Here is a 16,696-nt window from a genome sequence, read left to right as displayed (position 1 = left end):
GTTTTTGTATGCAAACTCCTTTTGGATTTCTCAGGATTCACTCTCTACAGTCTCATGCCCAGTTTCTACCGCGACTGCTCTTTATAATTGGCAGCTTATTTATCCTATTAAATATGGCGTGCATTTCTGCTTATGCAGCAAGCAGTACTGAGGACATAGACAATCGAAATATTGAAGAGACAGTTACTACAAAACCAGAAAATTTGGTGGAGTATGCTGCGCAAAGAATCGATAAGTTAAAAGAAGAAGGGGTGACTGTCTCTGCCGTTGCAGCAGAGGTAATTAGCCCGCTAGAAAAAAGGACAGTGCAGCAAGCAGGTGTGCTACAAGGAGATTCTGGTCTCACTGGTGATTACAACGAAAACTACTATGCGTTAGATAAGCTCAATGCAGGTTTGCCGCCCTTGTCTGAGCCGCCGAATCTGTCGACACCCCTTGCCACATTAGAGTTTTTCCAATCGGCAGTCATGAATCAGCAATATGATTTGGCAGCTTATGCACTAAATATGAACTTGATTGATGGTAAGTTGCAGCGTAGTCGGGCGATAGATCTGGCCAAACAACTTGATTTTCTGTTGATTGAAAAAAAGCTCTATGTTTTTGATGAATTGCCAGATCGTCCTGACGGTTTGATTGAGCCACCGCTTGGTAGCACGAACAGTATTCAAGGCATTCCTAGACGCTCTATTCAGCTTGGTTATATCGATTATCGTGAGCGCCGTGTACCCATACATCTAGAGCGTGTGCGCATTGATGATAGTGCGCCTTTTTGGGTATTTTCTGCCCAAACGGTTGGTAATATCGATAACCTCTATGAGCAATATCATCCGGCAAAGTTTGAGCGTTATTTACCGGCGTGGACAAAATTACAGTTATTTAGCATCGCCATCTGGGAGTTTTTAGCATTACTTGTTTTCTTCTCTTTTACCATGGGAGTGGGCTGGTTACTCAGCAAAGGTGCTGGCAAGCTTCTCAATTGGTATGTCAAAGATAAAGCAGGCAATAGGCTGAGTACGCTCCACCATAATAGCGTGGAAGATTTGGTCAATAAGCTGACAGTACCGCTAACCTTTACCATCAGCTTCTCATCGGTATTTACCTTGGTATCGGGCGGCTTTCCTTATCTGGATGCAGTCGCTTCCTCGACACGTCCGATTATTTGGATTGGATTGGTCTTTAGCGCCATGTGGCTCGGTATACGTGTTATCAACTTTTTTGCCAACCGCTATCAAGATATGCAGATTGAAAATCTAGGAGAGGAGCAGTTTGACAAAGTGCGCCGTCGTCGAACTTACGTATCGATATTTCGCCGCGTCTTCGTATTTGTCATGGTGTTGGGCAGTATTTGGATAGGTCTGAGTGAGTTTGCCAACATGGAAGGCTTTGGCAAAACCTTACTGACTTCGGCTGGCATTGCTGGCGTGGTCATTGGTATCGCCGCTCAACCAATACTGGGTAACATCATTGCTGGAGTACAGGTAGCAGTGACACAGCCCGTACGAATTGGCGACAGTGTGATAATGGATGGCAACTTTAGTACCGTTGAAGACCTGCGTTACACTTATGCGGTACTAAAAACATGGGATGAACGTCGATTAATCGTGCCGATGCGCGAATTGATCACCGAAATGGTAGAGAACTGGTCGCATACAGAAGTGCATCAGACCTGTCCTGTGTTCTTATATATCGATTATGGTGCAGATATTGACGCCATTCGGCAGCAGTTTATTTCGGTGGTGAAAGACAATAAGCTTTGGGACAATAAAACTGAGCCTGAAATATTTGTCGTTGAGGTAACTGAAAAGACCATTCAACTGCGCGGCGCTGTTTCAGCGGTAGGCCCTGTAGAAGCATGGACACTGGCCTGTGAGATACGTGAGCAGATGCTTGATTATTTGTACCGTGAACAAAAGCATTATTTACCAGCTGAGCACCTTGTATTGAGACAAAAATAGTCAATGTCTATTGGTTTGGCGCTTAAAAAAATTGAATGTACAGCGTCACTATCGATAGACAGCTTTGGGTAAAACCTATTGACAAATATAGCATGCGATTTGCTTGCTTATTTGTTATAATATGGCGTTATTTTTAAGGGATAATTCAGTTGTTAAGCATTGTATAGTTAGATTTTGGGGCAGGTAAAGGGCGCTGTATTAGCCAGTCTGCTGAGCCAATGATTTAATGAGCAATGATGAATTGATGATGTGCCGAGCGAATGTTTGTATTTAGTATTTGTTCCCCACAGTTTTATTGTTTTCTGATAGGTTTATAACCTTATGATTTTGATAGAATTTTCGTTGATTTTCTTGATGCTGTATTGCCCACCCATCAAAATAACCACTACTAGGGGTCTGTATGTTGCGAATTGTCGATGAAGCCTTAACCTTTGATGACGTTTTATTATTGCCAGCTTATTCAGAAATACTGCCAAAAGCTGCTAATCTAACGACCCGCCTAACAAAAAGTATCACGCTAAATTTACCGCTAATTTCTGCTGCTATGGATACAGTCACTGAGTCTGAGATGGCCATTACCATGGCACAACTTGGTGGTTTAGGTATTTTGCATAAGAGTATGGATATCGATAAGCAGGCAATGCAAGTGCGCCGCGTCAAGAAATTCGAAGCTGGTACTGTGGTTGATCCTATTACTGTGCATCCAGAGATGACCATCGGTGAGTTATTAAGACTGACCCAAGACAATAACATCTCAGGCGTGCCAGTGGTTGAAAAGGGCACTGATAAAGTAGTCGGTATCGTTACTCATCGTGACTGGCGCTTTGAGACCAATCTATCATTGCCTGTTAGCCATATCATGACGCCGAAAGAGCAGCTCGTCACCGTTAAAGAAGGTGAGAGCAACGAAAACATCAAAAGACTGCTACACGAGCACCGTATCGAAAAAGTTATTGTTATTAATGATGATTTCCGTTTGCGTGGTCTGATTACGGTCAATGACTTTGCTAAAGCTGAAAACAATCCCAATGCTTGTAAAGATGAGCAAGGTCGCCTGCGTGTTGGCGCAGCAGTTGGTACGGGCGCTGATACTCAAGCACGCGTTGAAGCTTTGATTGCGGCTGACGTCGATATCATCGTTGTTGATACCGCGCATGGTCACTCAAAAGGCGTTATTGATAAAGTATCTTGGATTAAAAAACATTTCCCGCATGTACAAGTGATTGGCGGCAATATCGCGACAGGTGATGCGGCAAAAGCCTTACGTGATGCTGGTGCAGATGCGGTCAAAGTTGGTATTGGTCCAGGATCTATCTGTACCACACGTATCATCGCTGGTATCGGTGTGCCGCAAATCTCGGCGATTGATAGTGTTGCAAGCGCTTTGCAAGACAGTATTCCATTGATTGCTGATGGTGGTATTCGCTATTCAGGTGATATGGCAAAAGCCATTGCTGCTGGTGCGTCATGCATCATGGTTGGCTCACTTATGGCAGGTACAGAAGAAGCGCCAGGTGAAGTTGAGTTGTTCCAAGGTCGCTATTATAAAGCGTATCGCGGTATGGGTAGCTTGGGCGCGATGTCAGGTCAAAACGGCTCATCAGATCGCTACTTCCAAGATGCCAAAGACGGTGTGGAAAAATTGGTGCCAGAAGGTATCGAAGGTCGTGTACCTTATAAAGGTCCAGTCGCTGGTATCGTCAACCAATTGGTAGGTGGCTTGCGCTCATCTATGGGTTATACCGGCTGTGCCACGATTGAAGATATGCGCAGCAAACCACAGTTCATCAAAGTTACCTCAGCGGGTATGAAAGAATCGCATGTGCATGATGTGCAAATCACCAAAGAAGCACCTAACTATCGAGTCGACTAATTATATCTTTGCCGCTATAGGATGCGATGACTCGCAGCTGTACAGTGTCAAGCGACGTTAAGATACAAACAGCCAACAATGCCTTGTTATTGTTGGCTGTTTTTTTTGTAAAATACAATCATAGATTATTCTAATAATTCATAACTGTTTGTCTTATCAAAACCATTGATGACAGTGAATGATTGAAGCTACTGAGCCTGCTTCCACGTCGAGGCTTTTACTTTTAGACTTAAGGAACAATAATAATGAGCTACTTTGGCACTGATGGTATTCGCGGTAAATTTGGTGAGCTGCCAATTACGCCAGATTTTATCTTAAAGCTCGGCTATGTCACAGGATTGGTGCTGATAGAAAACAATCAAAATTCGCCGCGTAAGCCAAGTGTTGTGATTGGTAAAGACACGCGGTTGTCAGGCTATGTGATCGAAGGCGCACTACAAGCAGGCTTTAACGCCGCTGGCGTCGATGTATATATGTTAGGGCCATTGCCCACACCTGCTATCGCACATTTGACCCGTAGCTTTAATGCCGATGCAGGCGTAGTCATTTCTGCCTCACACAATCCATACTATGATAATGGCATCAAATTTTTCTCAGCCGACGGCAAAAAATTAACTGATGCAATGCAAAATGCTATCAATGATAAGTTGGACGCTATTATGGCGGTCGACGGTAATAACGATGCCGTAATGCCTATTCTTGATCCGGCACAATTGGGCAAAAATAATCGTATCGATGATGCGAAAGGTCGCTATATTGAATTTTGTAAAGGCAGCTTTCCCTATCAATATGACTTAGATCATCTGACTGTGGTCGTCGACTGTGCAAATGGTGCAGGCTATAGCGTGGCGCCTCGTGTCATGCGTGAGCTGGGCGCCAATGTCATCGCCATTAATAATAAGCCTGACGGCATTAATATCAATGCTGATTGTGGCTCAACCCATCCTGAAGGTTTGCAAGAAGCAGTGCTAAAATACGAAGCCGATGTGGGCATTGCCTTAGATGGTGATGGCGACCGTATTGTGATGGTCGATGAAGCCGGCAATTTGGTTGACGGCGATGGTATCTTGTATGTACTTGCTACTCAAGGTCAAACTAAAGCCAAAGGTGTCGTTGGGACATTGATGAGTAACATGGGCTTAGAATTGGCATTAAAAGACGCTGGTATTGAATTTACCCGTGCAAAAGTAGGCGATCGTTATGTGATGCAAGAGCTTGAGGCCAACGGTTGGATATTGGGCGGTGAGCCGTCAGGTCATATCTTGTGCTTGGATAAAAGCCGGACTGGCGACGCTATTATCGCAAGTTTGCAGATACTTGCAGTCATGCAAGCAAGAGGCAAAGCACTAAGTGATTTAACTGAAGGCTTTGAAGTATTACCACAAAAACTGGTCAATGTACGCTTGCCTCAAATGCAAGATCCGTTTGAGCATGAAAAGCTAGTGGTTGCTTTTGATAAAGCTCGTGCTACTTTAGAAGGTCGCGGTCGCTTGCTTATTCGCCAATCGGGTACAGAGCCTATGATTCGAGTCATGGTTGAGTCAGATGATGAGATAGAATGTGATGTAATGGCGAATGATTTGGCAGATAAAATAAAAGCCATATTGGGTTAATAGTCTTTGATATAAACATACTAGAATAGCAAAATAAGGGACAATCATGAGTATGGACTTTAGCGATCAGCGTTTGTCATATGAAAAAGGTCAACTAGACCAACAATCAATACCAGCATCACCGTTTGAGTTGTTAAATGTTTGGATGAATGAAGCAATAGAGGCGCAAGTACAAGAGCCGTATGCGATGAGCTTAGCGACTTGTGGTGAGGATACTAAGCCTAGCGTACGTATTGTTCTATTACGTGAAATTACAGATAAAGGTATCGTTTTTTATACCAATTACGAAAGTGCCAAGGGTCAAGATATCGCTGAAAATCCTAATACAGAAGCGCTGTTTTTTTGGCACAAGCTTGAGCGTCAGATTCGTATCAGCGGCAGTATTGCTAAAATTGATGCTGATAAATCTGCTGCTTACTTTCAAAAACGCCCTCACGATAGCCAAGTAGGCGCGTGGGTTAGCCAACCACAAAGCGGTGAAGTTGCTAATCGCGAAGTGATGGAGCAGACGTTTGAGCAATTGAAAACAGACTATCCAGAAGGCGCAGCCGTACCAACGCCTGAGTTTTGGGGTGGTTACGAGATTACTGTCAATGAGATTGAGTTTTGGCAAGGTCGCGCCAATCGAATGCACGACCGTATTGTCTATCATAAAGAGGCGGATGGTAGCTTTAGTACCAAACGCTTATTGCCTTAAACGTAATCAATAGCGCATGATATGGTCTTAGAAGAAGTTCATGTCTATAAAAAAGCCACTTTACCTGTCATATTCATATGGCAAAAAAAGTGGCTTTTTTTCATTTCTTTTATAGTGGAGCTATTTGGTATCAACATCTACCGACACAGACATACCAGGGCGTAGGCGGGCAAGGTCTGGCTGGTTAGAGTCTAAGTCGATGCGTACCGGAATACGCTGAGCAATTTTAATATAGTTACCTGTCGCAGGATTGGCAGCGCCAGCACTGAATTCACTGCCTGTTGCGGGTGATATATTGCTGACCCGTCCGCTAAATTGTGTGCCACCTAAGGCATCCACATGAATAGTGGCAGCTTCACCAATGGTCATATTTGCCACTTGCGTCTCTTTAAAGTTGGCAATAATCCATACGCCTTTTGGTACGATATACATAAGCTGCGTACCAGCAGTGACATATTGTCCTGTTTTAACGGTCAACTGACTCAGTTGTCCCGATTCAGGAGCACGGATTATGGTGTTGTCCAAATTAATCTGTGCTTGTTTTGCGGCGGCTTCAGCATTTTTGATATTGGCATCTAATGAAGAGCGGCTAGCAGTCGTTTTTTCGCTGCTCTCGACTGCCACTTGTAAATTGGCTTCCGCTTGTTGGACACCAGCTTGTGCTTTTGCTAATTGAGCTTCAGCATGAGCAACATCTGCACTTGATACTGCACCAATGGCAATCAAGCCCTGATAACGGTTAACGTCCTCGCGGGCACTGTCGACACTCACTTTGGCGCTATAAACATCTGCCTCGCGTGCCTGAATCTGTGCTTGGCTGGTGCCAGTATCTTGCGCATTACTAGAGCGATTGGTTAACGCAATATCGATATTCGCCTGCGCTTGTTCGAGCTGCTGCTGAAAAGTACGATCATCTATTTTTACCAATAAGTCACCAGCTACAACATTTGCAAAATCTTCTACCGCTACTTCTGTCACATAACCTGACACTTGCGGACTGATAATGGTGGTTTGTCCTTTAACGAAAGCATTATTGGTTTGCTGCATGGTTGGGGTAAAAGGTGGCAGTTTCCACGCATAGAGAATGAGTGCCACACCAATAACAATCAGCGCAATCAGTAAGGCTAAATTAAAAAATGACTTCTTTTTGGGCGACCAACCTGCTGGCGCAGGAATAGATTCAGTGGGTGGCATCGGTGTATCATCTTTGCCATCGCCTGCCTCAGTGCTGTCTATTTTATTTGTATCAGCGGCGTCTATAGGCTCATTGGTATTCGTAGGTAAGTCATCAGAAGGGTCGGTTTGAATCCGAGTTGCAGGCATAGTCGGTTCAGGTTGAATGGCTGCTATATTGGTATTTGTGTCATTATTGGAAGCCACGTATGACTGTGATGGTGTATCCACAACCACTTGATTTGATGATGATTCACTAGCTTGAGCATTTTCAACAGTTTTAGCTATTTTGTTAGGGGTGCTTGCGTCATCAACGCGGTTCGGTTTGTCTTCGTTCATGACACGCTCCTAAAGGATTTAATAAGCATAATAGATAACGTTACAATAATAATAAGAGAGAATAGGCGCTATAGAATACACAATAGCATTTGCACTATCTGCTATTTTTTGCCCATCATTTCTGCTAACGCGGCAAGCTCTTTACCAAGAGGATTGCGCTTATGATACAAATAATAGAAATACACCATTAATAAATAGATCGCGGTAATCGTAGCGCTCACTGCCATTAAAAAGAATAAATCATCATAAGCGGCAACGGTCGCTTGGCGCTGAATCCCTTGCAGCATTTGGGTCATTTGAGCAGGGTTGCCAGCAGTCATCGAGCTGACCATATCTGCATAGTGCATCTGCGTGCGAATAGTGGTAAAGGCTTGAATACCGGCGGCACCTGCTAAACCGCCAACCGTTTGCGAAATACCAAAAATCACCGAGAAGCTAATAATATAGGCAGGACCATTAGCAATGGCACGAAACATCCCTTCAAATACCATCGGTCCCATAAAGTATACAGCAGCAAACGCAATGATAAACTGGCTAAAATAAAACATGACAGGTGTAGAATTCAGTGACACACCCGTATCTATCCATGCACCAATCGCAATCAATGCCACGGCAAAAATCACCGGTCGACGTAGGTCCATCGCATTGGTCGTAAAAATACTAAGCACCAATGCCAGCGCACTGGCCGCCAAAATAATGGCATAGAACACAATCAGCTGATCATTGCCATAACCGAGGTTAGCCAATAACCCTGCCGCGCCAACGCTTTGCTCCGACAGCAAGATACGCATCACAGCGCCCGTTATCATAAAGGCGATAATCGTCCGGCTGCGCATCCAACGTACTTGTAGCATCGGGTTTTTACGATGGGTTTCAATCCACAGCGCAATAGAAATGGTGACGACGGAAATAATCAGTGGATAACTGAGCCAAGGAGTCGTCCACCATAAAATACGCCCTTGTACCAAAAACACTGCCAATGCTGCAAGACCAGTCGCGAAAAAAACAAAGCTGACAATATCCAGCTTTTCAAAGACTTTTTCCATATTACCGCGTGGCAGCTCAAGAAGGTTAATTAAGCCAAAGCATATCAAAGCTAAGCCAACTTGGAATAAAAACAAGCCTTCAAGTTGACCATCGGCGGCAAGATAAGGCGAGATGATGCGAGATAAAGGCACCCCAAACTGTACCAAGCCAAAGCCCAAAATCAGTCCACTAATACGCCGAGCTGCTGGCATGCCTTGCAAACAATAAAAGATAGACAATACCGTCATGGCACTCGCGACCACGCCGCTAAAGCCACGGGCAATCAGCTCTAAATAATAAGGATCAATGCTAATTCCGGTGGTTGAGCTCAATAGATGACTACTGACTAACCACTGCATACTGGTCGCTGAGAGCAAAAAGAATAGGGTGATTTTGCTAAATAACGACATACCAAACTGTTGGCGAATTTTATAGAGCAGTACCGTGATACAGGCATTGGTCATATTGTAAGCGACTGATATCCAGCCACCCTCAACAGGGGTTAAGCCCATCTCACCTTGAATTTGAGAGAGGTTGGCGACCAACAGACCGTTTTGAAAACTGGCAGTAATACCGATAAAAATACCGATCAGTAAGTAAAATACTTTTCGATAAGTAGGATGATCGGGTGTGGCAGGAGAGCCCAGCATAAACGGCTGTTCATGAGGTTTAAACTGATAGTCGGTACTCATGGGCTATCTATCATCGGTAACGACGGATAATATAAATTCATGGTAACGCTCCCAGTTATCAGGCGGTGTCTGATCAGCGCTAATAAGCGTGGTCGGCGATCATCATACGGTTTTATTCTTAGCGCTTACTCATTTAAAGCGCTATAAAAAATAGGTCACAGAACAATAAAAGCATAAAGATATAAAACTTTAATACTTAATAATGCTGTATAAGAAAAAATAGCCCAAGAAAAGCTTGAGCTATTTTATCATAGTTTTTGATTATCGTTCGCATCTACGCGCTTAACCGTGGGATTTATGTCAGAGTAGTCATATCATAATTTGCTTCCAAACGCATGGCGCGCTGATAGCTATCAAGGCTTGCCAGTTGTAGCGCGTATTCTTTAATATGAGGATAATCCTCTAACGCCTCACGCTTGAGAAGCATAATCAAATCAAACGACAGCATAAAATCTGCACCGCTTAGCTTGTTACCCACGATAAAGGATTTGCCTGCCACCTCGTCATTTAGATAGCTCAGTAGCCTGTGTTTTTCTTGAGCGATATACCCTTTTAAAAATGCATTATCACCAGCACCTGCTTTATTGGTAAATAATTCAAGCAAAAGCGGCAGCATCAGCGAGCTTTCAGCAAAGTTAATCCACTGTAAGTAATGACCATAATCTGCGCTATCGATAGCAGGGCGAAGATTATCAGGTGCAAACCGCTCAATCAACAGCTCAGTAATCGCACCTGACTCTGCATAAAGCTCGCCATCCATCTCAATAACCGGAGACTTACCAAGAGGATGTACCGCTTTTAGGCTATCTGGTGCTAGATGCGTTTTGGCATCACGCTGGTGGCTAATAATTTCATAAGGTTGTCCCAATTCTTCTAAAAGCCATAACGTCCGTAATGAGCGTGATTGATTGAGGTGATGTAAGCGAATCATTTAGTTAGCCTTTTTGCAGTGGATTTGATGCTATTAAGCCTGTATTTTAGCCATTAAACGCTTGGCGGCTTCTTCTGACGACGCCGGATTTTGACCCGTGATCAGCAAACCATCTTCGACCACAAACGATTCCCAATCAGAGCTTTTTTCATAGTTTCCGCCATTGGCTTTTAGCACATCTTCTAATAAGAAAGGCACGACGTCAGTGAGCTGAACCGCTTCTTCTTCGGTATTACTAAAGCCTGTGACCGTTTTGCCTTTGACCAGATACTCGCCATCGATTTTAACGTTTTTGAGCGCGGCAGGAGAATGGCAGACAAAAGCAACTGGCTTATCTTGTTTGATAAACGTCTCAATTAATTCAATCGAGTTTTTATCAACGGCTAAATCCCACATTGGACCATGACCACCAGGATAGAATACTGAATCAAAATCTTCCGCTTTCATATCTGCCAATTTTTTAGTCGTTGCTAAACGTTCTTGGGCTTCAGAATCTTCTTTAAAACGTTTGGTATCTTTGGTTTGAGCATCCGGCGTGTCACTACTTGGGTCAAGTGGTGGTTGACCGCCTGCAGGAGAGGCAATTGTGATATTGACACCGGCATCTAAAAAAGCATAGTAAGGCGCGGCAAATTCTTCTAGCCAAAAACCTGTCTTCTTACCAGTATCGCCCAATTTATCGTGTGAAGTTAGTACCATTAAAATATTCATAATTGTCCCTGTTTATTGTTGAAAGTTATTAACGCTATCAAAAACTAATAACGCTAAAAAACCGACTGCTGACAGTATTCATCTTTTAAGAATGACTTTCAGTAGCTGTCTTAACAAGTTATGTTGTTAACTGGTTATTTTCATGATTTTTTATGTTAGCTATCAGCTATTTAACGTCAGCCACTTTAATCACTGTCTTACCAAAATTCTTACCATCAAGCATATCAAAGAAAGCTTGTGGGGCTTGTGCTAAACCATCAACTTGATGCTCTTTGGTTTTAACAGCACCTGATTCAAGCCATTTGCTCATCGTAGCTAAGAATTCTGGGAAATGATCGCCGTATTCTTCAAAGATAATAAAACCTTTGATGGTTAGACGTTTACTTAGAATATTACCCATCAGGACACCCAAACGGTCTTTACCGTCTGGCAATTCGGTGGCGTTATACTGTGATACCAAGCCACATACTGGAATACGTGCGTGGGCATTTAATAGTGGCAATACGCCATCAAAGACTTTACCACCAACATTTTCATAATAAATGTCGATACCATCTGGGCAGGCGATTGCTAGTTGTTCAGCAAAGTCATCGGCTTTATGATCAAGACAAACATCAAAGCCTAATTCTTCAACCGCGTAAGCACACTTCTCAGCACCGCCAGCAACGCCAACAGTACGTAAGCCTAACTGATTACCGACTTGTCCAACAGTTGCGCCAACAGGACCCGTTGCCGCCGCGACGACTAAGGTTTCGCCTTTTTTTGGTTTACCGATATCAGTCAAACCCATGTAGCCTGTGAAGCCGGGCATACCAAGCACACCCAAGCCATAAGAAGGGTTTGCCATGTTTTTATCGAGCTTTAGTACGCCTTCGCCATCGCTGACGCTATAGTCCTGCCAGCCCGAGTTCGATACTACCAAATCACCGACTGCAAATGTATCGATATTAGACTCGACGACTTGGGCAACCGTTCCACCTAGCATGACATCGCCAATTTCTAATGGGTCAGCGTAGCTTGCGGCATCACTCATACGTCCGCGCATATAAGGGTCAAGCGATAAATATACGGTGCGTAATAGCATCTCGCTTTGGTTGGGTTTTGGAATCTCGCCAGTAGCCAATTCAAAATTATCGGCAGTTGGTGCGCCATGTGGGCGGCTGGCAAGTTTGATTTGACGATTTTGTTGTGGATTTTGTTGTTCATTAAAGCTCATGATAAAGCGCCTTATTTTATTTATTTTTGATTTTAAAGTTACCCGCCACTCTGAAGTGACAGGCTAGTGGTTTCTATAACGACAATATAACTATAGATAATTACTCAGAGAGTTAAGCGTTGCTAGTAATGGCACGCTCTAGAATACGACGTGATACTGCCAAGTCGTTTTTGCCATGCTCACCCAATTTCACCATACCATGCACTTCTAATTGCTTGATAATAGGATCAATGGCAGCAGCATCTAACTCAACATCTGCTAAGCTGACCGGCAGTCCAAGCTCGCGGAAGAAGTTTTCAGTCTGTTTGATAGCCGCTTCAATGATGGCGTCATCATTTAATTCAGTACCATTATCGTCAGCTGTAATATTCCAAACATTACGTGCATATTGAAGCAATTTGTCTTTTTTACTGTCTTTAAGCTCTCGCATGACTGATGGTAATACGATGGTTAGCGTGCGAGCATGGTCAATCGCGTGCAATGAGGTCAACTCATGACCAATCATATGCGTCGTCCAATCTTGCGGTACACCAGTACCGATCAGACCATTTAGCGCCATAGTTGCCGTCCACATGATGTTTTTGCGGGTCTCTAAATTCTCTGGATCAGCTTTTACCGCTGCGCCTTCTTCAATCAGAATCTTTAATAAGCTCTCAGCAAAGGCATCTTGAACTTTCGCATTGACCGGGTAGGTCAGGTACTGTTCCATCACATGAACAAAGGCATCAGCCACACCATTCATTACTTGGCGTTCAGGTAAAGTCATGGTTTTGGTTGGATCTAAAATTGAAAATTTAGGGAAGGCAAGTGGATTACCAAACGGCAGTTTTGCTTGGCGTTCACTATAGTTAATCACGCCGCCTGAATTCATCTCAGAGCCAGTCGCTGGAATAGTTAATACTGCGCCCAAATCAACTGCTGAATCGATATCTCTGCAATAACTGGTGAGCGCATCCCATGCTTTATCTCTCGATACCGTACCGTCTTCTTCAGTCAATGAAGATACCAGTGCGACAAACTTACTGCCGTCAAGTACAGAGCCACCACCAACGGCTAATAAGAAGTCAATATTGTGCTCATTGACCATATCAGCTGCTTTTAGCAAGGTAGTAAATTCTGGATTGGCTTCAATACCACCAAACTCGAATATTTCGCGATTGCCACTGGCAGCTAATGCCGTTTTAACTTCATCTAACGTACCTGTACGCTGTGCTGAACTGCCACCATAGGTAATCAGTACGCGGGCATCTGTTGGTACAAGCTCAGCCAACTTCTCGATTTGACCTTCACCAAAGACGATACGGACGGGATTATAATATTGAAAGTTATTCATAAGATTCCTAATATGTTTTCTGAGTATGAAAAAGAGATTTAAAAACTGAAAATAAAGTCTGCAACTTATTTGCATCTGTCCGCATTATATATTAATTAGACCGGTCGTCTAGTAATTATAGTAAATAGTTACAAAACTATCGTATAGGCATTTCAGCCGATATTAAGTTAATCGAATTATTCAGTTGGACTTTTAATAGTAGTAATTAATATTTTTCCTAAGACAAAATATTAATAAGATATCCTTGTTCAACACTAGTTCATGGTAAGTTAAACAAGGAGGAGTAAGACAGAAAGATAGACAAAACGAGAGCTACAGAATGTAAAGAGATCGTTTATAAAATGAAAAAACTAGCGACCCATAGCGGTAGTGGTCATCAGCCATACTTCTGCTAATGGGGTATCCGTTTGACTAATTTTGGTCACTAAGCTGGCACCAAGCCATGCAAAGTACCAACGTTTTGCCATACTCTCAGCCGCCACGTTAGCAGGATGAGGGACAGAACCGTCCGCCCAGCCGGCTTTGATTTGAGTTGCAAGCCATGTAATCGTTTGCTGATAGCCCGCATATAGGACTTTACGCATTGGTTCCGACATATCTGACACTTCAGCGCTAAGCTTTACTACCAAACATTTCTCATGAGCGCAGCCGCTTTGCTGCGTGTCATACCAGTTTTGGAAATAGTCATACAATTTTTGCTGGGCGCTAACATCTTGTGAACCAATAGTATCAAGGCGCTGCTTATACTGGGTAAAGTAGTGGCTGATAATCGCCTCACCAAAGGCTTCTTTTGACGCAAAATAATGATAAAAAGAGCCTTTCGGCACGCCTGCCGTATCTAATATTTGCTTAATACCAACAGCGGTAAAGCCTTTTTGTGCGATGAGCTTATAGCCCGTCGTTAACAGATGGTCTCTGGTGTTCGATAATGCAATATTAGATAGCGAACTGTCTGGTTGAGTATGTTTTATAGCATTGGGTATAGACATGTGACTTATGTTCTCCTTAGAGAGACTAATTATTTAAGATGGTTTAACAAATTTATAAGTATTAATTGGCAAGTTACGTTTGTTCAACAAACAACAGGTTTAAAAGATTCTAATTTTTATAGCGTTTATGTTAGCATTAGACCAGTCGTCTAGCAAGTTACGTTTGTTATCGTATGCTGCTATTGCTTATTAAACGTGTTACGGAACCTGATAGACGGCCATGATACGTTATAGCCACACTCTAATAATATTATTAAATAAAAAATAGGAACAATTATGTCAACAGAAACTAAAAATACGCAGGTAAATGTTTATACAGATTTTCATTTGCAATATATATCAGGCGAATGGAAAAAGGGTGATGATGATAGTATCAATACCAATACCAATCCGTTTAACGGTGAAACCTTGGTTGAGATTCAACAAGCAACGGATAAACAACTTGATGAAGCTTATCAAGCGGCAAGCGAGGCGCAAAAACAGTGGGCAAAGCAAACTCCGAACGAACGTGCTGCTATCCTTTATAAAGTAGTCAGTATCTTTGATGAGCGTCAAGATGAGATTGTCGATTGGCTAATCAAAGAGTCGGGCAGTACCCGTATTAAGGCGATGGTCGAGTTTAGCAGTGCGCGGGCGATTACCCTTGAAGCCGCAAGCTTTCCCAATCGCGTCCATGGTGAGATTCGCCCGTCGAACACACCGGGTAAAGAGAATTTTATTTATCGTGAACCGATGGGTGTGATTGCCGTGATTAGCCCATGGAACTTCCCCCTACATCTAACCCAGCGCTCTATTGCGCCAGCATTGGCACTAGGGAATGCCGTAGTGTTGAAGCCTGCTAGTGATACACCGATTACCGGTGGGTTGCTGCTTGCGAAAATATTCGAAGAAGCTGGTTTGCCAAAAGGATTATTAAACGTTGTCGTTGGTAGTGGCAGTGAGATAGGCGATGCGATGGTCACCCATCATGTTCCGAGTTTGGTTTCCTTTACCGGTTCGACCTCTGTGGGTAAGCATATCGGTGAGTTGGCAAATGGCGGCGACTATATCAAGCAAGTGGCGTTAGAGCTTGGTGGTAATAGCCCGTTTGTCGTGCTAAAAGACGCTGATATTGAGCAAGCCGTAAAAGCTGCTGCCTTTGGTAAATTCTTGCATCAAGGTCAGATATGTATTGCGATTAACCGTATCATTGTCGAAGATGAGATTTATGACGATTTCGTTACGCGTTTTGTGTCACACGTTAAGACCTTGAATGTTGGCGATCCTAGCAAAATTGATACGGCAGTCGGTCCGATTATCAATGAAAAACAAGTTGAGTTGCTAAAAGAAAAAATCGCTAAAGCGCAAGCTGAAGGCGCAAAAATGCTATTAAGTGGTGAGATAAAAGGTCAAGTGGTGCCACCACACGTCTTTAGCGACGTCACACGTGAGATGGACTTGTCTTGCAACGAAGTATTCGGTCCTTTGGTTGGTATTATTCGTGCCAAAGATGAAGACGATGCGCTGTCGATTGCTAATGACTCTATGTATGGCTTATCGAGTGCAGTGTTTACCCAAGATATGGCAACAGGCTTGCGTTTTGCTCGCGGTATCAAAGCTGGCATGACCCATATTAATGATATCTCGGTCAATGATGAAAGCAACGCGCCATTTGGCGGCGAGAAAAACTCGGGTATCGGACGCTTTAATGGTGAATGGATACTAGAAGAGTTTACTACCTTGCATTGGATTTCAGTGCAGCATACGCCGCGCGATTATCCTTTTTAAGCGTTTATTATTAAAGTTCTAATTTGATGTGTTAATAAAAAAGACTGCCTATAGGGCAGTCTTTTTTGTGCAGTCATAAGAATCTTATTTTCTCATTTAGCATGAAAGCCTAATAACCCTTGTATTTCTTCGATAGTCATATGTCTGATAAGCGCTTGTTCCTCAACGGTTAGGCGATTCGTATGTTCTTTTAACATGCTATAAAGACTGCGTGCAATCTCAGATGTCGTGGCGTAATACATCTGCGGTTCTTCTTTGGTCAGTTTTATCAAAAATTTATCAATTAATTTGCGTTTGTGAGTAGCAGCGTTTTCTTCGGTTTTTTCAGTCATGATATTCTCCTAGGGATAAATCATTTAAGCAGTCGGCTTACTTATAGTC

Annotated in this window: 13 protein-coding genes; 5 read left to right on the top strand and 8 right to left on the bottom strand. The window is 43.2% G+C overall.

Going from position 1 to position 16,696, the window contains the following annotated elements; all coding sequences use genetic code 11:
• The first annotated feature begins 8 nt into the window (after window positions 1–8).
• From H0262_RS06955 to pdxH, 4 genes are all read left to right on the top strand, one after another.
• Window positions 9–1,955 carry a mechanosensitive ion channel family protein gene (locus tag H0262_RS06955; protein ID WP_259275425.1) on the top strand — a complete coding sequence of 649 codons (1,947 nt, stop codon included), beginning with the start codon at window positions 9–11 and terminating at the stop codon, window positions 1,953–1,955.
• A gap of 400 nt (window positions 1,956–2,355) precedes the next feature.
• Window positions 2,356–3,828, top strand: coding sequence for an IMP dehydrogenase (guaB, locus tag H0262_RS06950; protein WP_011280629.1), 1,473 nt, complete (start codon window positions 2,356–2,358; stop codon window positions 3,826–3,828).
• A 245-nt stretch (window positions 3,829–4,073) separates the two neighbouring features.
• On the top strand, window positions 4,074–5,441 hold the full coding sequence (gene glmM / locus H0262_RS06945) for a phosphoglucosamine mutase (RefSeq protein ID WP_181210214.1): 1,368 nt from the start codon (window positions 4,074–4,076) through the stop codon (window positions 5,439–5,441).
• A 46-nt stretch (window positions 5,442–5,487) separates the two neighbouring features.
• The gene (gene pdxH, locus H0262_RS06940; protein WP_181210213.1) at window positions 5,488–6,138 is read left to right on the top strand and encodes a pyridoxamine 5'-phosphate oxidase; all 651 of its coding nucleotides are present in this window, start codon (window positions 5,488–5,490) and stop codon (window positions 6,136–6,138) included.
• A 120-nt stretch (window positions 6,139–6,258) separates the two neighbouring features.
• Here pdxH and H0262_RS06935 read toward each other — a convergent pair whose 3' ends face one another.
• The 7 genes from H0262_RS06935 to H0262_RS06905 form a co-directional block, all read right to left on the bottom strand.
• Window positions 6,259–7,650, bottom strand: a complete 1,392-nt coding sequence (locus tag H0262_RS06935) for an HlyD family secretion protein (protein ID WP_181210212.1) — start codon at window positions 7,648–7,650, stop codon at window positions 6,259–6,261.
• A gap of 101 nt (window positions 7,651–7,751) precedes the next feature.
• Complete coding sequence (locus H0262_RS06930; protein ID WP_181210211.1) at window positions 7,752–9,368, bottom strand: MFS transporter; 1,617 nt, start codon at window positions 9,366–9,368, stop codon at window positions 7,752–7,754.
• Between the two features lie 295 nt (window positions 9,369–9,663).
• Window positions 9,664–10,299 (bottom strand): glutathione S-transferase family protein, encoded by a 636-nt coding sequence (locus H0262_RS06925; protein WP_011513349.1) that lies wholly within the window; start codon window positions 10,297–10,299, stop codon window positions 9,664–9,666.
• A 33-nt stretch (window positions 10,300–10,332) separates the two neighbouring features.
• Entirely contained in the window at window positions 10,333–11,010 is a 678-nt protein-coding gene (locus H0262_RS06920) for a type 1 glutamine amidotransferase domain-containing protein (protein ID WP_011513350.1), read from the bottom strand.
• Between the two features lie 166 nt (window positions 11,011–11,176).
• Window positions 11,177–12,226: an NADP-dependent oxidoreductase gene (locus H0262_RS06915; RefSeq protein WP_181210210.1), complete on the bottom strand. Its 1,050-nt coding sequence runs from the start codon at window positions 12,224–12,226 to the stop codon at window positions 11,177–11,179.
• Between the two features lie 112 nt (window positions 12,227–12,338).
• Window positions 12,339–13,559 (bottom strand): iron-containing alcohol dehydrogenase, encoded by a 1,221-nt coding sequence (locus H0262_RS06910; protein ID WP_181210209.1) that lies wholly within the window; start codon window positions 13,557–13,559, stop codon window positions 12,339–12,341.
• A gap of 350 nt (window positions 13,560–13,909) precedes the next feature.
• Window positions 13,910–14,548, bottom strand: coding sequence for a TetR/AcrR family transcriptional regulator (locus tag H0262_RS06905; RefSeq protein ID WP_020443230.1), 639 nt, complete (start codon window positions 14,546–14,548; stop codon window positions 13,910–13,912).
• 276 nt (window positions 14,549–14,824) lie between these two features.
• Between H0262_RS06905 and H0262_RS06900 the strand changes: the two genes are divergently transcribed.
• Window positions 14,825–16,315 carry an aldehyde dehydrogenase family protein gene (locus tag H0262_RS06900; RefSeq protein WP_181210208.1) on the top strand — a complete coding sequence of 497 codons (1,491 nt, stop codon included), beginning with the start codon at window positions 14,825–14,827 and terminating at the stop codon, window positions 16,313–16,315.
• 92 nt (window positions 16,316–16,407) lie between these two features.
• On the opposite strand, the gene H0262_RS06895 is transcribed toward H0262_RS06900, so the two are convergent.
• Window positions 16,408–16,647 carry a hypothetical protein gene (locus H0262_RS06895; protein ID WP_011513355.1) on the bottom strand — a complete coding sequence of 80 codons (240 nt, stop codon included), beginning with the start codon at window positions 16,645–16,647 and terminating at the stop codon, window positions 16,408–16,410.
• Window positions 16,648–16,696: the final 49 nt, after the last annotated feature.

It is taken from the genome of Psychrobacter sp. D2, from assembly GCF_013608135.1.
Taxonomy (GTDB): Bacteria; Pseudomonadota; Gammaproteobacteria; order Pseudomonadales; family Moraxellaceae; genus Psychrobacter; species Psychrobacter cryohalolentis.
This window is presented reverse-complemented; position numbering and strand designations above follow the sequence as displayed.

Excerpts from the sequence above, each read along its gene's own strand:
- H0262_RS06955 (WP_259275425.1), top strand. The coding sequence starts at position 9 with ATGCAAACTCCTTTTGGATTTCTCAGGATTCACTCTCTACAGTCTCAT.
- guaB (WP_011280629.1), top strand. The coding sequence starts at position 2,356 with ATGTTGCGAATTGTCGATGAAGCCTTAACCTTTGATGACGTTTTATTA.
- glmM (WP_181210214.1), top strand. The coding sequence starts at position 4,074 with ATGAGCTACTTTGGCACTGATGGTATTCGCGGTAAATTTGGTGAGCTG.
- pdxH (WP_181210213.1), top strand. The coding sequence starts at position 5,488 with ATGAGTATGGACTTTAGCGATCAGCGTTTGTCATATGAAAAAGGTCAA.
- H0262_RS06935 (WP_181210212.1), bottom strand. The coding sequence starts at position 7,650 with ATGAACGAAGACAAACCGAACCGCGTTGATGACGCAAGCACCCCTAAC.
- H0262_RS06930 (WP_181210211.1), bottom strand. The coding sequence starts at position 9,368 with ATGAGTACCGACTATCAGTTTAAACCTCATGAACAGCCGTTTATGCTG.
- H0262_RS06925 (WP_011513349.1), bottom strand. The coding sequence starts at position 10,299 with ATGATTCGCTTACATCACCTCAATCAATCACGCTCATTACGGACGTTA.
- H0262_RS06920 (WP_011513350.1), bottom strand. The coding sequence starts at position 11,010 with ATGAATATTTTAATGGTACTAACTTCACACGATAAATTGGGCGATACT.
- H0262_RS06915 (WP_181210210.1), bottom strand. The coding sequence starts at position 12,226 with ATGAGCTTTAATGAACAACAAAATCCACAACAAAATCGTCAAATCAAA.
- H0262_RS06910 (WP_181210209.1), bottom strand. The coding sequence starts at position 13,559 with ATGAATAACTTTCAATATTATAATCCCGTCCGTATCGTCTTTGGTGAA.
- H0262_RS06905 (WP_020443230.1), bottom strand. The coding sequence starts at position 14,548 with ATGTCTATACCCAATGCTATAAAACATACTCAACCAGACAGTTCGCTA.
- H0262_RS06900 (WP_181210208.1), top strand. The coding sequence starts at position 14,825 with ATGTCAACAGAAACTAAAAATACGCAGGTAAATGTTTATACAGATTTT.
- H0262_RS06895 (WP_011513355.1), bottom strand. The coding sequence starts at position 16,647 with ATGACTGAAAAAACCGAAGAAAACGCTGCTACTCACAAACGCAAATTA.